Source organism: Candidatus Poriferisocius sp. (genome assembly GCF_965204015.1).
Taxonomy (GTDB): domain Bacteria; phylum Actinomycetota; class Acidimicrobiia; order Acidimicrobiales; family Bin134; genus Poriferisocius.
Window position 1 is genome coordinate 1,371,675 of the sequence record NZ_OZ241965.1, and the last position, 18,495, is coordinate 1,390,169.

Sequence of the window (18,495 nt, forward strand, 5' to 3'; positions counted from 1 at the left end):
GATCAGCCAGGGCCGCCCAAGTCGGTGTCGTAGGCGCTGTACACCACGTCGACGGCGTGGTGGTTGAGCTGGTCCACCTTGTGGACGATGTCGGCCATCGACCGTTCCAGAGTGGAGTCGGGCTTTTGGGTGTGCAGTCGATGGATTTGCTGCTCCACTGAGGCTTGTAGCTGAATTTGCTCCAAGCGGATCTTGTTCACTTGGGGCACCAGCCGAGGGGCCAGCTCGATGCAGTCGTCGAATAGCCCGAGATCGCAATCCGAGCAGAATCCGGTGAGCGCCCGGCTGAGCTCTCCGAGCTGGTCCTCGAGACGCTGCACCCAGTCGTCGAGATTGTCGGCGGGCATTCCCTCGGACAGCAGTTCTTGCAGGCCAACTCCCGCCCGGTTCAACTCAATGCGCCAGTCTGTGTTTTCCCCCATGGCGATCTCCTCGTCATCATGTGGGAACGACCACGCTGTCGCTCTTGCGTTTTCCTAGCGTTCGCTACTGCGTTCGCTCTTGCGTTCAACCGCAGCTTAGGCCCACTTCCCTGCGGCGCGCCAGAGGACTTTGGTGAATTCTTCGTGAACGCCAGGTCGGGCCTAGCGGGCCGAGGGACGCAGGATGTCGCCGGGGTGGGCGTCCACGCCACTCTGATCCATCTCGCCGTCGCGGCGAATGGGAGTGCCGTTGACCAGCACATGGGTGATGCCCACCGAAGCGTCGGCAGTAAGCCGCTCGGCGTTGGCCGGGAAGTCTCGAATCCGGCGCAGCGGTCCCGGTGCCACGGTGTCGGGGTCGAACACCACCACGTCGGCGTAGGCCCCTTCCCGCAGGTAGCCCCGGTCGACCAGATTGAAGAGGTCGGCCTGCACTGCGGAGAGCTTCCGCACCGCCTTCTCCATCGGCATGAGCTCGCGGTCGCGCACCCAGTTGCCCAAAAAGTCGGTGGCCTGCGGTGCGTCGCACAGCTGGCCCACGTGGGCGCCGGCGTCGGACAGGCCCAGCGTGCAGCCGTCCTGCTGCAACAGCATGGCCACCCCGTCGGGGTCGTCGTTGGCGATGATGCAGCTGATCCGAGTGGTCAAGTCGTCGGCCACCGCGGTGTCGAGCAGCACATCGAGGGGGCGCACTCCCAACTCTTCGGCCACGTCGGTGAGCCGCCGTCCGACTAGCTCGGGGCGAGAAGCCGTCTCAGCAATCTGGAACGTCTCCCACCGGGGAACCATGGCCTTCTGGTGCTTGAAGGCCTCCGCCGTCCGGTCGCGCCAGTCTTCGTCGTCGTAGGCCTTGAGCCGAGCGTCGTGGTCCTCGCTCATCAGCGCGGCGAACTCGGGGTTCACGTTGAGGGTGAACGGGTCGGTCATCACCATCTGGAAGGTGAGCGGGCGAGGAGTCACCTGGGGCCAAACCTCAATGCCCTCCTCCCAACCGGCCCGGTTTCGGGCGGCGCTTTTCTCATGGTTCCCGTTGGGGAAAGTCAACAGCGCGCCGTATGTGAACGGCACGCCCACCTGGGGCTGCAACGCGTACATGTCGTCGATGCCCACCTGCTCGCCGGGGGCAATCGACACCACGCCCCGGCGCTTCTGGCCGAGCACGCCGATGAGCGCCTCAAACTCGTCCCGAGTGGCGAATCGGCTGGGAATGGGCAAGCCATCCGCGCCGCGGTGGGTCATGGCAAAGCTGGTGGCCAGCCCCGCCGCGCCGGCGTCGATGGCCTCGGCCACCACCTCCACCATGCGAGCCACCTCTTCGTCGGTGGAGGCCCGCTCGTAGGCCTCGTCGCCGACCACGAACAGCCGCAGGGCGGTGTGGCCGATGTACGCCCCGAAGTTGAGGGCGATGCCTCGGCCTGAGATGGAGTCCAGATACTCGGGGAACGTCTCGAAGTCCCAGGGGATGCCCTCAGCCAGGCTGTCCACGTTCATGTCCTCAACGTTTTCCAGCGTGCGGGCGATGAGGTCTTGGTGGCTGGCCCGAGTGGGGGCGATGGAGAAGCCGCAGTTGCCGGCGATCACCGAGGTCACCCCGTGGTAGCACGACGGGGTGAGTGCCGGATCCCAAAACACCTGGGCGTCGTAATGGGTGTGGATGTCGATGAAGCCCGGCGCCACTACCTGGCCGCCGGCGTCCAACTCCACCTTGCCCGACAGCCCGGAGCCGATATCGCTGATGCGGTCCCCGGTGATGGCGACGTCGGCCTCCCGTCCCGGCTCCCCCGAGCCGTCCACCACAATTCCCCCGCGTATTACTACGTCTGCACTCATGCGCCTGATTCTCCCACGCGAATCTCAAACGCGCCTGTTCGGGCTCCAGCTTGCACCGCCTCGCCCACGTCGATCACTCGAGGGCCGCTGCGCACCACCCGCAGCGAGGCCGTCTGGCCGGGATGCAGGCGACGGCTGCGCTCGCCGTCGAAGGCCAGAAGGCACGGCCCGGCCACCTCGACGGGGACATCGAGTTCCAAATGTTCGCTTCGGGCCAACCCGACGGTGGTGAACCACCCCGGTGCCAGAGCAGCCCGCACTAACCGGGCCGGGTTCTGGCTCGGGGGTGTGAACTCCAACACCACCCCGCGTTCCTCATCTGGCGTACAGGGCAGCACCGTCCCGGCAAGACCGCTGAACCCAATGGCGGACGGTTCGGCCCGGGTGAACACGCCGACCATCATCGTCTCGGGGTCGAACAACTCCAGAGAGCCAACGTAAGGATCATTGACGGCAATGGCGTCGATCAGCGCAAGGTCGGTCTCGCATTCTCCGTCAACGCCGTGTACTTCAACGGCCACGACTTTGGCCTGTTGCGAGTGGGAGGGGAGATCTACCGCGCCGGTGGCGATCAATCCGGCGGCGACCCCGGCGACCGTGGGCTCTACATGGAAGGGAAAGGCGTTGTTGGTACCGGTCGACAGGGGGATCAGCGGAGCGTCAGGCCATCCCAACGCCAGAGCCCGGTTGGTGCCGTCGCCCCCCAAACTGACCAGAACCCTGCAGCCCGCGCCTCGCATCGCCGCGGCCGCGTCCACCGAATCGCGCTCGGTGTGATGCAAGGGCAGACCCAGCATCTCCACCTCTATGGGCAGCTGGAGGTTCTCGGTGGCCCGCCGGGTGATGGAAAACGGGTCGCGGGTCAACACCAGATGCTCGGCCCCCGCCTCGGCTGCTCCGTGGATGATGCGGCGCAAGATGCTGACCTTGTCCTCGATGGTGGACGCGCCTGCACTGGTGAGCAGGCGGCGCACATCGCTGCCCGAGCGCGGGTTGACCAGGATGCCGACGGCCGACATTTCTCCATGTTGTCAGCATCGGCTCACTGCGTGGTCAGTCGCAGTTCCAGGCCCACCGCGGCGATTCACGAGGAAGTGCTTTTTCGGTTTTGGGGTCGGGTTGCGTAATGTTGACGGGCACTGGCAGTAAAGGAGGTGTCGCCATGCGCCAGACACGGATGTTATGGATGGTGCTGCTGCTGGCTGTGGTGGGAGCAGCCTGCGGCGGTGGAGGGGGGACTTCCACCGAGGAGCGCCCGTTGGGATTGGACTCAGACGAGGTGACCGTCCCCACTATCGAGGCCCTGACTCCCACACCGCCCCCGACCCCCACACCCACCTCCACCCCCGAGGCGTTCATCTACGTGGTCCAAGGGGGCGACACGCTGGGCAGCATCGCCTCGGAGTTCGGCACCAGCCTCAACGCGATCATCGCGGTCAACGATCTGGAGAATCCCAACATCTTGAGCATCGGCCAGCAGATCGAGATACCTCAGGACGTGCCGGTCGTGCTCAACAGCGATGGCACCGTACGGCCGGGTGATCGCACCCACATCGTGGCCGCGGGCGAAACCCTGCTGGGGATTGCCAACCAGTACGGCAAAACCCTCGACGAGGTGAAGGAAGCCAACAACATCATCGTCGCCGATCTGCTCCAGATCGGCCAAGAGCTGATCATCCCCGCTGACGAGGAACCTCCTGCCCCGTAATCCCGTTTCCGGGCTGGACAATCTGACAGTCAAGAGTCACATCGCGGATATCCACAATTCCGGCTGACCGCGCTCCTAGTGTGGGCGACATGGCCGCTCTGGCTCGTTCCCGGATTCTCGCGCCAAAAGCGCGGCGCAAGGCCACCATGTGGTGTCCTCGCTGCGATGTCACGTGGTGGGGGACGGCTCGCGACACCTGCTGGTCGTGCCGTGAGCACACGGCCACACCCCTGCCTCCGACCGCCCATGTACGCGTGCTGGCTACCAGCGCGGTCGGCGAGCAGTGAGCGCCGGGCTTGCGATACCGGCACTGATCATCCTGGGTTGCGGTCTGCTTGCCGCCGTGGTCGCCTTCGCCACCCGCAACAAGCGGGCGCTGTGGGACATCTTTCCCGGTCCGATTCCCGAGGAGAATGCGGAGGGCGACAGCAACGGGACCACTCGGTTGGACGGCGGGACGGAGCCTCCGATTGCTGAGGACGATCTCAATGGCGGCGACCGTGCCGACGACGGCAAGCCGAGACTTGAGCTGGTCAAAGACCCCACCGAAAAACTCCCCCCTGTGGTGGACATCTCCGGGCCGAGCCACGAAGGCCTGGCGGTATGGCATCGGCTCTACGAGCTGACGGTGTCGGCCTGGATCGAAAACCACCAAAAGGTGCTCGGCGCGATCAACGCCTCTGGCCTCCAGATCGACTTGGGCAACCGTGACGAGCTCATGGCCGGCCACGAAGAGCTGACCCCCAAGATGCGAGAGGCCATCGCCAGCCACCCCTCACCGGTGATGCGGGCCGAGCTGAGCGCCATGCACGTGGCCGGAGAGGCGACCGTCTTCGCGGTGTTCAAGAGCGACTACGAGACCGCCCGCCGCCAACATCTCGTATACGTGCAGTACCGGGACGAGTGGATCGAACGGCTACGGCAGTTCTCTGAGGATCCAATGGGCAATCTGCGGTCGGTCTTGACCACCACCGAGTTCGAACTGGAGGAGATCCGGGCCGCATTGGAAACCGCGCTGACCGAAACCGAGGATCCATCCGAAGACGAGGTCGACTTCGAGGCCCCGCTGGTGGTCAGAGAAGACTCGACATCGGTGTTCGACCTTGAAGGCCAGCCCAAAGAAGCCCTTGAAGTGGCCGTCGGCACCCCCGAAGACACCACTTACGACCTAGAAGGCGGACGCCTCCGCCGCCTCTTCCGCCGCAAGCGCTCGACCGAGGACACCGAATAGAGACTGGCGGCGACGCTAATCCAGACCTCTTTAGTCTGGTATTGCGATAGCGGATAGGCTAAACAAGACTTCCTCCCGCAAATTGCTGTGCAAAAGGAGCCGAAAATGGCTATTCGACTGGGCGACACCGCCCCTGATTTCACCGCCGACACCACTGAGGGAACCATCTCCTTCCATGAGTGGAAGGGGGACTCCTGGGCGGTTCTGTTCTCCCATCCCAAAGACTTCACCCCGGTGTGCACCACTGAGCTGGGCTACACGGCCACGCTGGCCGAGGAGTTCGCCGCCCGCAATGTGAAGGTCATCGGCCTGTCTTGCGACACGGTGGACGACCACGTCGCCTGGTCGCAAGACATCGAGGACACCCAGGGCATCCGCCCCAACTTCCCGATGATCGGCGACGCCGACCGCGCCGTGGCCGACCTCTACGACATGATCCACCCCAACGCCAGCGACACCATGACGGTGCGCTCGGTGTTCGTGATCGGCCCCGACAATGCGGTCAAGCTCACCATCACCTATCCGGCCAGCACGGGACGAAATTTCGACGAGGTGCTGCGGGTGATCGACTCGCTTCAGCTCACCGCCACCAAGAAGGTGGCCACCCCGGTGAACTGGCAGCACGGCGACGACGTGATCATCGTGCCCGCCCTCTCCAACGAGGAAGCTGCGGAGTTGTTCCCCGGCGGTTGGGACGAGCAAAAGCCCTACCTTCGTGTAGTCTCCCAGCCATAGTTTTCTCAGAAGGAAACCTGGCTTACGCCGAAGGGGTGCTATTTCCATGAGTGACGCGTCTACGCTGGCCACCGATGTCATGACCGCCGCCCGCGCGGTGGGGGCAGTGAAGATCTACGGGTCGGGGGAGACCGAAGTGAGAGCCCTCGACGGGGTGGACATCACCTTCGAGAAGGGCAAGTTCACCGCCATCATGGGCCCCTCGGGCTCGGGCAAGTCCACGCTCATGCACTGCATGGCCGCGCTCGACAACCTCACCGAAGGCCAGGCCTTCATCGGCGACACCGACCTGAGCACCCTCAACGACAAAGAGCTCACCATGCTGCGCCGCGATCGGCTGGGGTTCATCTTCCAGGCGTTCAACCTGGTGCCCACCCTGAACGCCATAGAGAACATCACCCTGCCCATGGATCTGGCCCGGCGCGAGCCCGATCAGGAGTGGGTCGACAATGTGATCTCCACTGTGGGACTGGGTGATCGACTCACCCACCGGCCCAACGAGCTTTCGGGAGGCCAGCAACAACGGGTGGCGGTGTCAAGGGCGCTGGCCAGCCAGCCGGAGATCATCTTTGCCGACGAGCCCACCGGCAACCTCGACTCCCGGTCGGGCAACGACGTGCTGAAGTTCATGCGCGAAGCAGTCGACGATTTAGGCCAGACCATTGTGATGGTCACCCACGACGCCAAAGCGGCATCGTACGCCGACCGGACCGTTTTCTTGGCCGACGGCCTCCTCCAGGGGGAGATGCTCAATCCCACCGCCGACCAGATCCTCGACTATATGAAGATCCTGCAAGTGGGCCAGTTCGTCAAGGGGATACCAGAGGGGGCCACCATGGAAGAGGTCTTGGAATACATGAAGGATTTGGACGACTGAGCTGGGGCGCAGCCAGGTAACTCGACCTCGAAGTCCGTGATCAGGTAGTCGGCGGATGACACTCCTGCGATACAGCCTCCGAAGCATCGCCGGCGTCAAAGTTCGGTTCGCGCTCACCACCCTGGCGGTGATCATCGGAGTGGCCCTCACCACCGGGGTGCTGATCGCCACCGACGGTCTCCGCGCCTCCCTCAACGACCTATCGGGCCAGATTTACGAAAAGTACGACTTCACCGTGCGCGCCGCTTCCGATGTCGGCGATCGGAACGAGGGCGTGCCCCTCGTTCCGGTGTCGCTGAGCGAAGAGCTCATGGCGATCGACGGGGTGGAAGCAGTCACGGGATTGGCGCAGGAGTTCAACGTCGTGGCCATCGACGGCGACGGCAACGCCCTAGACCCCGGCGTAGGACGACAAATCGGATACGGCTGGCCCGAGAACGAGGCGCTGAGCACGATCTATGTCTACGACGACGGCATCAGCCGCCGACCTGTCGGGCCCGATGAATTCGCCATCGACCATTTCACCGGCCGGGAGAACAACTTCGTCATCGGACAGCGCTACAAGGTGGCCACCCCTGGCGGCACCGATGAATACGAGTTGGTGGGGTACTTGTACTTCCTCGACCCTGAGACTCGCATAGCGCTTCAGACCGTTTCCTGGGACATGCCCACCACCCGGCAGCTTCTACACGACGGCGGCGGCTACGACCTCATCCACGGGAAGCTGTCACCCGGGGCATCGTTCGACGATGTGGCCGCGGCCATCAACGCCAGGGTGGGCCCCGATATCGAGGTGATCTCCCAGCAGGACAACATCGACGAAAGCAACGCGGAATTTGCCGGAAACATCGACCGCATCCAAAACCTCTTGCTGGCCTTCGCGGTCATCGTGTTGATCATCTCGGGGTTCATTACCTACAACACATTCACCCTGGTCATGGGGCAGCGCATCAGGGAGTTGGGCCTGCTGCGGGTACTGGGCGCCGAGCGGCGCCAAGTCGCCCAAGTCGTGGCGGTCGAAGCCCTGATCGTCGGGATCGTGGCCACCATCGCGGGGTTCGGACTCGGCATCTTGGTGGCTCTGGGCATCGCCGGCGCGCTGAACAACGCCGGGGCTCACCTTCCCGCTATCGACGTGATTATCGGCGGGTGGACCGTGGCAGCCGCGGTGGTCATCGGCATCGGTGTGACCATGGTCACCGCCATCTGGCCGGCCATGCGGGCCCGCCGGGTGACACCCATGGTGGCGCTGGCCGATGAGGCCGAGATCGATCCCTTCAACCGGCGGCGCGCCCTGGTCATCGGATCAGCAGCCGGCGGGGTGGGGCTGATTCTGCTGCTGATTGGCCTGCTGGCCGACCTCTCCACCTCCCAGCTCCTTCTTCCGCTCGGCCTAGGGGCGTTGCTGATGCTTCTGGGGGTCAACATCGCCACACCGGGCATCGCCCGGTCGATGTCGCTGTTCTTGGGTTGGCCGGCCGGCCGGCTGTTCACCATCAACGGGCGACTGGCTCGGCTCAACGCGGCCCGCAACCCACGCCGCACTGCCACCACCGCTTCAGCGCTCATGATCGGCCTGGCCATGGTGTCTCTGGTCACGGTGCTGGGGACATCCTTCAAGCAAACCTTGACGAGCCAGCTAGAGGATTCGGTAGAGGCCGATTGGCTCATCTGCGTCAACGAATGCAACACCGATCTGAGCACGTTCAGCACTGCTGTGGGCGCATTCAGCCAGGAGGCCACTCAGCGGATGTCTGAGATGCCCGAGCTGGAATCGGTGATGGCCTTCCGATTCCGCCCCAACGGAGCGCGCGCTCCCGATGGCGAACAGCGCCGCCTGACCGCCACCGACCTCGACTCATTCTCCCTCCATGTCGATCCGGGTGTGGTCGCGGGAACCCTGGACCGCGCCGGCCCCGGCGATGTGCTCGTACACAACGACCTGGCCGAAGAGCTCGACATCGCCGTCGGAGACAAGCTGCTCCTCGAGTTCCCCGGCGAGCAAATGTCGGCGTTTGAAGTGGTCGCCCTCCACAGCGAAGACTCTGTGGTCGGTCCGTTGGTGGTTGACTTCGGCGACTGGGACCAATTCATGGGCGGCACCCAAGACAACCTGACAACAGCCATCACCGCTCCGGGGATCGGGAAGGACCAAGCTCGGTCCAGCCTGGAATCGGAACTCTCCGACTACCCCCAGGTCAATGTCAAGGACCGGGCCGAATACCGAGAGGGCAGAGCCACTGAGATCGACACGTTCCTGGTGATAATCAACGTGTTCTTGGTTCTCGCGCTGCTCATCGCGGTGGTGGGCATCGCCAACACCATGGCCCTGTCGATATTCGAGCGAACCCGGGAGGTGGGTCTCCTGCGGGCGATCGGCACGGCCAAGCGCCAGATCTGGGGAGCAATCTTCTTGGAGAGCATCATCGTCGCCGTCTTCGGAGGACTGGTCGGCATCGCGACCGGCGTCGTGGCCGGCGCCATCGCGGCTGCCGCGCTCCCCAGCAGCGTCATCTCCACTGTCAGCGTGCCGTGGCCCACGCTGGTGATCTACCTGGTCGTGGCGGCGGTGGCCGGAATGCTGGCCGCCTTCTTCCCGGCCCGGCGAGCCAATCGCCTCAACGTGTTGGAAGCCATCGCTCACCAGTAATACTTATCCATCGGCCTCATCCGCTACGCCCTCAAGTCCATCGCCGGAACTCGTATCCGGTTCATGCTGACCACGCTGGCCGTGGTCGTGAGCGTGGGATTCACCGTGGGCGTGCTGGTCACCACTTCTGGGCTTCGCTCCACGTTCGACAACCTCTCCGCGGACATATTCCAGGGCGTTGACCTGTCGGTGCGCCCCGAGCTGGCATTCGGCGACAGGGGCGAGAGCGGAACGCTGATCGACCCCGAACTCCTCGATGACGTGCAGTCGGTGGACGGGGTAGCCGCCGCGGTGGGGACAGTGGTGGAGTTCAACGTGATTCCCATCACCGCCGACGGCGAGGCCCTGGAGCTGTTCGGCCCACCGCAGATCGGCATCGGCTGGCCCTCCGACGACTCCCTCGGAGCACTGGAAGTGTGGCCCGACGGCGTGAGTCGAGTCCCCGATGGGCCCGACGAATTCGCCTTGGATGCCGACACCGCCAACGACAACGGCTTCGAGGTGGGAGAACGCTATCGGGTGTCTACTCCCGCCGGCACCGAATCGTTCACTCTGGTGGGGCTCTTCCGTTATGGCACCGGCGACAACGCCACCGCGGGCGCGCAGATGACGGCTTGGGACATCGAGACCGCCCGCGAGCTGCTGCACAACGGAGGGGGCTACGACAGCATCGACATCCGGCTTGAGCCCAACACCTCGCCGGAAGCGGCATCGGCGGCCGTCGCCACGGTGCTCGACGATGGCCTGGAGGTGGTAGCCAACGAGGAGCTGGTGCAAGAGCAGGCCGATCTGTTCGACGAGTTCATCGGCTTCTTCGAGTACTTCATGCTGGGATTCGCCGTGGTGATCCTGGTGGTGTCGGCCTTCATCATCTACAACACCTTCACCATCCTGGTGAGCCAGCGCACCCGAGAGCTGGGGCTGCTACGGGCCTTGGGGGCCAGCGGCCGGCAAGTCACCGCCATCGTCGTCGGCGAGGCCATCGCCGTCGGGGTAGTGGCCAGCGCCGCCGGGCTCGGATTGGGCGTGCTGATTTCTCTCGGCATCCGAGCGCTGATCTCCAGCTTCGGTGCAGGCCTGCCCGATGCGCCCATCATTGTGGGCGGCAACTCGATCTTGGCCGCCATTTTGATCGGCGTGGGCGTGACCGCCGTTTCGGCCGTCTGGCCTGCCCTTCGAGCCCGCCGGGTGACACCAATGGCCGCGCTCACCGGCAATATGCCACCTCGCATCACCGAGGCGCGCCGGTCGACTGGGCTGGAGAAACTGCTCACCGCGCTCAGCGTGATTCTGGTGGCGTTCGGAATCGTCTCGGAGTCGGCATTTCTCATCATTGTCACCGCACTGATCGGCGCGGTGCTGGCCTTTGTCGGAGGACGTAACCTGCCTCAGCCGGTTGGACAGGCCCGGGTGTTGATCTTGGGCATAGCGATGCTGATCGTGGCCGTTGTGGGAGATTTTCCGACCAGGTCGCTCTTGGCTCTCTTGGGCATGAGTGCCCTGCTGGTGTTCGTGGGGATGAACTTGGTCAGCCCCACTTTTGCCATCCCGGTGGCCAGAGTCTTGGGATGGCTGCCAGCCAAGTTCTCCCAGGTGAGCGGACGGCTGGCCCGACAGAATGCCGAGCGAAGCCCCCGGCGCACGGCCAACACTGCCTCGGCTCTCATGATCAGCCTGGCCCTGGTGTCGATGGTTTCGGTGCTCGGCCAGTCGTTCAAGCAGACCCTGGAAGACACTCTGGACCGCTCGGTCAAGTCCGACTGGCTCATCTGCCCCGGAGGCTGCGGTGACCCCACCGCCACCTTCAGCCCCCGAGCAGCTCAGAGCATCAGTGAGAACGACGAGGTGGCCTCGGTTCTGGCCTACCGATTCAAGTTCGAGGGTATCCGATCTCCGATTGACGGCGATATCGACGATGTCGGAGCCGTCGACCTCGATCTCCTTCCCTTGCACTTCGACCTCGATGTGGTGGAGGGCAGCTTTGCCGATGCCGGCCCCGGCGATGTGGCGCTGCACACCAATCAGGCCGAGGACTTGTCGGTGGAGGTTGGCGACCCGTTGGTGCTGGAGTTCTCCGACGGCCAGTCAGCGACCTTTGAGGTGGCTGCCATCTTCGCTGACAATGCGGTGTTCGGATCTTGGCTGATCGATACCGCCGACTGGGATCGCTACCTTGTCGCCCAGGAGGACGCCTTCATCTCCGCTCTCACCGCCCCGGGCTACACCGCGGATCAGGCGCGGGAAGCACTCGAGCGAGTGACGCTGGCCTATCCGCAGCTCAATGTGCGGGATCAAGCCGAGTTCCAGGAAACCCAGGAGAGCCAAATCGACACCTTCTTGGGGGTGGTCAACGCTTTCTTGGCCATTTCTCTCGTGGTAGCACTCATGGGAGTGGCCAACACCCTGGCCTTGTCGGTGTTTGAGCGGACCCGGGAGCTGGGCCTGCTGCGGGCAGTGGGCATGTCCCGACGACAGGCCCGGCGGATGATCCGCTGGGAAGGTGGGATTGTGGCCGTGTTCGGCGGGTTCATGGGCATCACCGTCGGGGTGCTGCTCGGCTGGGCCACGGTGGAGATCATCCCCGATAACTTCGTCTCGTCGTTCTCCATCCCGTGGGGCACGCTCTGGATCTACTTGGTAATCGTGGCCGTTGCTGGCTTGCTGGCTGCTTCGATACCCGCCCGTCGGGCCAGTCGTCTCAACGTCTTGGAAGCCATCTCCTACGAATAGTCGGACAGTGGCAGCTGATGCCCCGGTTACGCTGCGGACATGTACGGCACCGGCGAGTGGCGCGGGCTGAACGCCCATCGAGAGGAGCTCGACGGGGTTCATTTACGTGATCTATTCGTCGCCGACCCCATCCGGGGCGAGCGGCTCATCGCCGAGACCGACGGCCTGTTGCTGGACTATTCCAAGAACCGGCTGACCGATGAAACCGTCGAGTTGCTTGGCGCCCTGGCCGACCGGGCCGGGCTGCGAGCCCGGATAGAGGCCATGCTCGATGGCGAGCCGGTGAACACCACCGAGGATCGCCCCGCCTGGCACCCTGCCCTGCGTCGGCCCGATCCGCCTCCCGAGGTCCGAGCCGAACTCGGCCGCATGGCTGCTTTTGCCGGCGAAGCCCGCTCTGGGAGGTGGGACGCCGTGGTTAACATCGGCATTGGCGGATCGGACCTGGGACCGGCCATGGCCACTGCCGCGCTGAAGGCTTACGGCAACACCGAATTGGATGTGCGCTTCCTGTCCAATGTCGATGGCGCCCACTTCCGGGAGGTGACCCGGGGATTGGACCCGGCCCGGACCCTGTTCATCGTGGTGTCCAAAACGTTCACCACCACCGAGACCTTGGCCAACGCCATCACGGCCCGAGATTGGATAGCTCACGCGGTGGGTGTGGAGCAGGCCAGCAGCCACTTTGCCGCTGTCACCGCCAGCCCAAACAAGGCCCAAGGCTTCGGCATCCACGACGACGTCGTCTTCACCATGTGGGACTGGGTGGGCGGCCGCTACTCGCTGGCTTCGGCGGTGGGGCTCAGCTTCATGACCGCCGTCGGACCCGACGCCTTCGCCGCAATGCTGGCCGGGATGCACCACATAGACGAGCACTTCCGCTCCGCCCCGTGGACCGAGAACCTGCCCGCCCTGCTGGGGCTAATCGGCATCTGGAACCGCAACTTCTGGGGCTGGCCCACCTATGCCGTGCTCCCCTACGCCCAAGAACTGGCCCTGTTCCCCGCCTACATCCAACAGCTCGACATGGAAAGCAACGGCAAGTCGGTGCAGACCGACGGCACCCCAGCAAGCACCGCCACCGGCCCGGTGGTGTGGGGCCAGCCCGGCACTAACGGCCAGCACGCCTTCCATCAGCTCTTGCATCAGGGCACCGACATCGTCCCGGTGGAGTTCATCGGCTTCTGCCGCCCCAACCACTCCCACACCGAACACCACGATCTGCTCATGGCCAACCTGTTCGCCCAAGCCGAGGCTCTTGCCTTCGGGGCATCCGACGCTGATGATCCCCACCGGCAGTTCCCCGGCAACCGGCCCAGCACCGTCCTCCTCGGCGACCAGCTCACCCCCCGTTCGCTGGGCCAGCTTGTAGCCCTCTACGAGCACAAGGTGTTCACCCAGGCCATCGTGTGGGGCATCAACCCCTTCGACCAATGGGGGGTCGAACTGGGCAAGACCCTGGCCACCGGCATCGCCGCCGAATTGGCCGGAACGGCCGATCCCAGCCCCGCCCGCGACTCCTCCACCCAATCCCTCATCAATCGCTACGTGATGAAGAGGTAGATCCGCCCCAACAGTCAACCGCTACGTCAATCGCCGCGGCCTGTGACAAGATAGGGGTGACAACCACGCGGGAGCTCGAGGATCGTCGGGCTGAGAGGGTGTCCGCTGGCACCGACCGCTGAACCTGATCCGGATAACGCCGGCGAAGGGAGATGATGATGAGCGAGAGCACCAACGGCAACGCGCCGAACCAGGAAGGCTCCCCACCCAGCGAAAAGCCTGCTCGGGAGAAGGTGTATGTGACCGGCAAGCGGCCTGATGTGCGAGTGCCGTTCACCCAGGTGAACCTGACCGAACCGGAACCGCCGTTCCTGCTGTACGACACCAGCGGTCCCGGATCCAACCCCAAGGTGGGACTGCCACCCTTGCGGCTGGATTGGATCACCGAGCGGGACGACACCACCGAGATCGCGGGGCGAGCTGTCGATCCCCGCGACGACGGCCGTCGGGCGGTGCGCACCGGCCAAGCCTCCGACCCGTTCTTGGGCGAGCGCCACCCGGTGCTTCGGGCCAGGGGCGCGGCGGTGACCCAGATGGCCTACGCCCGCCGGGGGGAGATCACCCCGGAGATGGAGTTCATCGCCACCCGTGAGCGGCTCGACGTCGAGCTGGTGCGCTCCGAGGTAGCCCGGGGCCGGGCGATCATTCCGGCCAACGTGAACCATCCCGAGTCGGAGCCGATGATCATCGGCCGTAAGTTCTTGACCAAGGTCAACGCCAATATCGGCAACTCGGCGGTCACATCGTCGATCGCCGAAGAGGTGGAGAAGATGACCTGGGCCACCAAATGGGGGGCCGACACAGTCATGGACCTGTCCACCGGTTCCGACATCCACACCACCCGGGAGTGGATCATCCGCAACTCGCCGGTGCCCATCGGCACCGTGCCCATCTACCAGGCCCTGGAGAAGACCAATGGGCAGCCCGAAGAGCTCACCTGGGAGATCTATCGCGACACGGTGATCGAACAGGCCGAGCAGGGAGTGGACTACATGACCGTCCATGCCGGGGTGCTGTTGCGCTACGTGCCGCTGACCGCCGAGCGCACTACCGGGATCGTCAGTCGGGGCGGCTCGATTCTGGCCGCCTGGTGCCTGGCCCATCACCAGGAGAACTTCCTCTACACCCACTACGACGAGCTGTGCGAGATCTTCGCGGCCTATGACGTGGCCTTCTCGCTGGGCGACGGCCTTCGGCCGGGGTCGATTGCCGATGCCAACGACACCGCCCAGATGGCCGAGCTCCAGACGCTGGGCGAGCTCACCGGAAGGGCCTGGGCCCACGACGTGCAGGTGATGATCGAGGGGCCGGGCCACGTGCCGCTCAACAAGATCAAGGAGAACGTGACCCTGGAGCAGGAGTGGTGCCAAGACGCCCCCTTCTACACGCTGGGCCCGCTTACCACCGACGTTGCCCCCGGTTACGACCACATCACCTCGGCCATTGGAGCAGCCAACATCGGCTGGTACGGCACGGCCATGCTCTGCTACGTCACCCCCAAGGAACATCTGGGCCTACCCAATCGGGCCGACGTGAAAGATGGGGTGATCGCGTACAAGATCGCGGCCCACGCCGCCGACGTGGCCAAGGGCCATCCGGGGGCTCAAGAGTGGGACGACGCTCTGTCGAAGGCCCGCTTCGAGTTCCGCTGGGCCGACCAGTTCAACCTGTCGCTGGACCCCGAGACGGCGCTGAAGTACCACGACGAGACTCTTCCGGCCGAGCCGGCCAAGACCGCCCACTTCTGCTCGATGTGCGGCCCCAAGTTCTGCTCCATGAAGATCACCCAAGACGTGCGGGACTACGCCGCCCGCCAGGGAGTGGACGAATCGGTGGCCATCGAGCTGGGAATGAAGTCGAAAGCCGACGAATTCCGGGACAGGGGCGCCGAGATCTACTCGGCCGGATCGTGACCCTGCATGTTCCCAAGCTGCACGTCCCCCGGCTGCATGTCATTGCCGACTGCGCCTCATTGGCCGATGCCGCCTTTCGAGGTGGAGCACCCGCGGTGCAAGTGCGGATCAAGGGGTCGAGCGATGCCGAGTTGCTGTCAGAGTGCAAGCACATTGTGGCCGCAGCCCAGAGGTCTCAGGCCGTGGTGATCGTGAACGACCGGGCCGACATCGCCCTGGCCGCGGGGGCCGACGGGGTTCACGGCGGGGCCGACGACCTGCCAGTGGCGGTGCTGCGACGGCTGCTCGGTGGCAACCGGCTGGTGGGGGGCACCGCCCGCGACCCTCACACGGCTCTTCGCCACCAAGACGATGGGGCTTCATACGTGGGGGTCGGACCGGTGTATGCCACCGCCACCAAAGACGGGCTCCCCGAGCCTCTAGGGCCGGCCGGGGTGGAGAAGGTAGCCGCCGCCGTGGACATCCCGGTGATCGCCATTGCCGGGATCACCGCTGCCCGGGTGCCGGAGCTATTGGACGCCGGCGCCCACGGGGTGGCGGTGATCGGAGCGGTGGCCAACGCCGCCGACCCGGCCGCCGCCACCACCGAGCTGCTGGAGGCTCTCGGTGCCTGAGGTGCCCGCCACGCCGGACGTCCCCGCGAGGCCCGATGTCCCCCCAAACCCCGACGTCCCCCCAAACCCCGACGTCATAGTGGTGGGCGGCGGCATCATCGGGCTGTCGGCCGCCTGGCAGCTTCATCGGGACGGTGCCGAAGTAGTGGTGCTCGACCCTGCCCCGGGCACCGGAGCCAGCCACGCGGCGGCGGGAATGCTGGCCCCCATCCACGAGGCCTACTGGGGAGAGAGCCACATCCTGCGCCTGAACCTGGCCGCCAGCCAGGCATGGCCGGCCTTCGCCGAGGCCTTGGGGGCCGATGCGGTGGACTACCGCCGAAACGGGATGCTGATGGCGGCCTACGACGCCGACGACAAGGCGCTGCTCGACAATCTGGGCGACCTGCACGAGCAGGAGGGCCTACCGGTGGAACGGCTCCGCAGCCGAGAGTGCCGGAACCGTGAGCCGCTGCTCGCCCCCGGGGTCCGGGGCGGGGTGTACTCCCCGCTCGACCACCAGGCAAACCCCCGCCGGGTGGTGGCCGAGCTGCTCCGCCGGGTGCCCACGATCCCAGTCTCAGCCACCGAGTTGGCTTGCAACCGGGTGGTGGCCGACGACGGACGGGTGCTGGACTGCCAACAGGTGGTGGTAGCCGCCGGGGCCTGGACCGGCCGACTGCTCGGAGTGCCCATCCGGCCCATCAAGGGACAGATCCTCCGGTTGAGCGGGCCAGTGGGACTATTGCGGCTGCCGGTGCGGGGGGTGGTGCGGGGATCGAGCGTGTATGCCGTACCCCGCAGCGACGGCGAGATCGTGGTGGGCGCCACCCAAGAGGAGCAGGGCTTCGACACCCGGGTGACGGCGGGCGGCGTCTACGAGCTGCTCCGAGATGTGTTGGCGCTGCTTCCCGGACTGAGCGAGATCGACTTGGTGGAGACGTGGGCCGGGCTGCGCCCCGGTGCTCCCGACAATGCCCCGATCATCGGGACCGGCGACGACGGCATTGTGTACGCCACCGGCCACTACCGCAACGGCATCCTCACCGCACCCATCACCGCGGCCGCGGTGTCCGCCTTGGTTCAAGGCCGCGAGCCGCCGGTAGACCTTGCTGCGTTCAGCCCCAATCGGTTCGATACCAAACCGGGAGTTCACACCCCAGACCCCGAACCCCTCAGCGGAGTACCGGCATGATCATCGTGGTGAACGGGGAAGCTCGAGACGTGCCGGCCAACTGCACGGTCGGAGCACTTGCCCCCAACCAGCGAGGGGTTGCCGTAGCCGTGAATCGGGAAATCGTCCCTCGCAGCCGGTGGGGCCAGGCGCAGTTGGCTGAGGGCGATCGGGTCGAGATCCTCGAAGCGGCCAAAGGGGGATAAGTGGGCGACTCGTGGACGGTGGCTGAGCGGAGCTTCACCAGCCGGTTGATCACCGGCACCGGGGGGGCGCCCAATCTGGCCGTGCTGGAACGAGCGCTGGCCGCGTCGGAGTGCGAGTTGGTCACAGTGGCGCTGCGCCGGGTGTCGCCCGAAGCCACCGGGTCGGTTCTGGACGTGATCGACCGACTCGGCCTCGACGTGTTACCCAACACCGCCGGATGCCACACCGCAGCCGACGCGGTGCTCACCGCCAAACTGGCCCGAGACGCATTCGAAACCGATTGGGTGAAACTGGAGGTGATCGCCGACGACATCACCCTTTTGCCCGAGGGCATCGAGCTGGTGGAGGCGGCAGAAACGCTGGTAGACGACGGTTTCGCCGTGATGGCCTATACCAACGACGACCCGGTACTGGCCCGCCGCCTAGAAGACTTGGGGTGCGCATCGGTCATGCCGCTGGGAGCGCCTATCGGCTCGGGATTGGGCATCCGCAACCCCCACAACATCGAGATGATCGTGGAGCAGTCGTCGGTGCCGGTGGTGCTGGACGCAGGCATCGGCACCGCCTCCGACGCCGCTTTGGCCATGGAGCTGGGCTGCGACGCGGTCATGGTGGCCTCGGCCATCACCCGAGCTCGAGACCCAGAGCAGATGGCCACCGCCATGCGGCTGGCTGTTGAAGGCGGACGTTTGGCCCGGCTGGCCGGGCGAATTCCCAAACGCTTCGGCGCCGAAGCCTCGACCTCCGACCAGGGCCGTGCCGAGTTCTGACCCGCGTCGCCGCGGTCGAAGGGAAGACCGAGTGCGCCCCGTTCGCGCACCTCGACCGAGTTCTGATCACCGTCGGCCATTTAGCCCGAAGC

At 65.2% G+C, this 18,495-nt stretch carries 16 protein-coding genes and 1 riboswitch; of the genes, 13 read left to right on the top strand and 3 right to left on the bottom strand.

Annotated elements, in window-relative coordinates:
- Positions 1-2: 2 nt before the first annotated feature.
- From ACOGJC_RS06160 to ACOGJC_RS06170, 3 genes are all read right to left on the bottom strand, one after another.
- Entirely contained in the window at positions 3-422 is a 420-nt protein-coding gene (locus tag ACOGJC_RS06160; protein WP_419847634.1) for a hypothetical protein, read from the bottom strand.
- Positions 423-584: 162 nt separating this feature from the next.
- Positions 585-2,252 carry an N-acyl-D-amino-acid deacylase family protein gene (locus ACOGJC_RS06165; RefSeq protein ID WP_419847635.1) on the bottom strand — a complete coding sequence of 556 codons (1,668 nt, stop codon included), beginning with the start codon at positions 2,250-2,252 and terminating at the stop codon, positions 585-587.
- Positions 2,249-3,271, bottom strand: a complete 1,023-nt coding sequence (locus ACOGJC_RS06170) for a hypothetical protein (RefSeq protein WP_419847636.1) — start codon at positions 3,269-3,271, stop codon at positions 2,249-2,251. The genes ACOGJC_RS06165 and ACOGJC_RS06170 overlap by 4 nt, the downstream gene beginning before the upstream one ends.
- Before the next feature lie 143 nt (positions 3,272-3,414).
- Here ACOGJC_RS06170 and ACOGJC_RS06175 point away from each other — a divergent pair, with 143 nt between their 5' ends.
- From ACOGJC_RS06175 to ACOGJC_RS06235, 13 genes are all read left to right on the top strand, one after another.
- Positions 3,415-3,960, top strand: a complete 546-nt coding sequence (locus ACOGJC_RS06175; protein WP_419847637.1) for a LysM peptidoglycan-binding domain-containing protein — start codon at positions 3,415-3,417, stop codon at positions 3,958-3,960.
- 89 nt (positions 3,961-4,049) lie between these two features.
- Positions 4,050-4,247 (top strand): hypothetical protein, encoded by a 198-nt coding sequence (locus tag ACOGJC_RS06180; RefSeq protein ID WP_419847638.1) that lies wholly within the window; start codon positions 4,050-4,052, stop codon positions 4,245-4,247.
- The gene (locus tag ACOGJC_RS06185) at positions 4,244-5,191 is read left to right on the top strand and encodes a hypothetical protein (protein WP_419847639.1); all 948 of its coding nucleotides are present in this window, start codon (positions 4,244-4,246) and stop codon (positions 5,189-5,191) included. Before ACOGJC_RS06180 ends, ACOGJC_RS06185 begins: the two co-directional genes overlap by 4 nt.
- A gap of 105 nt (positions 5,192-5,296) precedes the next feature.
- Positions 5,297-5,926, top strand: a complete 630-nt coding sequence (locus ACOGJC_RS06190) for a peroxiredoxin (protein ID WP_419847640.1) — start codon at positions 5,297-5,299, stop codon at positions 5,924-5,926.
- Between the two features lie 46 nt (positions 5,927-5,972).
- The gene (locus tag ACOGJC_RS06195) at positions 5,973-6,803 is read left to right on the top strand and encodes an ABC transporter ATP-binding protein (protein WP_419847641.1); all 831 of its coding nucleotides are present in this window, start codon (positions 5,973-5,975) and stop codon (positions 6,801-6,803) included.
- A gap of 55 nt (positions 6,804-6,858) precedes the next feature.
- Positions 6,859-9,453: an FtsX-like permease family protein gene (locus tag ACOGJC_RS06200; protein WP_419847642.1), complete on the top strand. Its 2,595-nt coding sequence runs from the start codon at positions 6,859-6,861 to the stop codon at positions 9,451-9,453.
- A 63-nt stretch (positions 9,454-9,516) separates the two neighbouring features.
- Positions 9,517-12,183, top strand: coding sequence for an ABC transporter permease (locus ACOGJC_RS06205; protein ID WP_419847643.1), 2,667 nt, complete (start codon positions 9,517-9,519; stop codon positions 12,181-12,183).
- A gap of 39 nt (positions 12,184-12,222) precedes the next feature.
- Positions 12,223-13,746 (top strand): glucose-6-phosphate isomerase, encoded by a 1,524-nt coding sequence (gene pgi / locus ACOGJC_RS06210; RefSeq protein WP_419847644.1) that lies wholly within the window; start codon positions 12,223-12,225, stop codon positions 13,744-13,746.
- A 57-nt stretch (positions 13,747-13,803) separates the two neighbouring features.
- A riboswitch (TPP riboswitch) is annotated at positions 13,804-13,914 on the top strand.
- Positions 13,905-15,659, top strand: coding sequence for a phosphomethylpyrimidine synthase ThiC (gene thiC / locus ACOGJC_RS06215; protein WP_419847645.1), 1,755 nt, complete (start codon positions 13,905-13,907; stop codon positions 15,657-15,659). It overlaps the preceding riboswitch by 10 nt.
- The gene (thiE, locus tag ACOGJC_RS06220) at positions 15,656-16,273 is read left to right on the top strand and encodes a thiamine phosphate synthase (RefSeq protein ID WP_419847646.1); all 618 of its coding nucleotides are present in this window, start codon (positions 15,656-15,658) and stop codon (positions 16,271-16,273) included. Before thiC ends, thiE begins: the two co-directional genes overlap by 4 nt.
- Positions 16,266-17,447: a glycine oxidase ThiO gene (thiO, locus tag ACOGJC_RS06225; RefSeq protein ID WP_419847647.1), complete on the top strand. Its 1,182-nt coding sequence runs from the start codon at positions 16,266-16,268 to the stop codon at positions 17,445-17,447. Before thiE ends, thiO begins: the two co-directional genes overlap by 8 nt.
- Entirely contained in the window at positions 17,444-17,632 is a 189-nt protein-coding gene (gene thiS / locus ACOGJC_RS06230; RefSeq protein WP_419847648.1) for a sulfur carrier protein ThiS, read from the top strand. Before thiO ends, thiS begins: the two co-directional genes overlap by 4 nt.
- Positions 17,633-18,403, top strand: a complete 771-nt coding sequence (locus tag ACOGJC_RS06235; RefSeq protein WP_419847649.1) for a thiazole synthase — start codon at positions 17,633-17,635, stop codon at positions 18,401-18,403.
- Positions 18,404-18,495 lie beyond the last annotated feature (92 nt).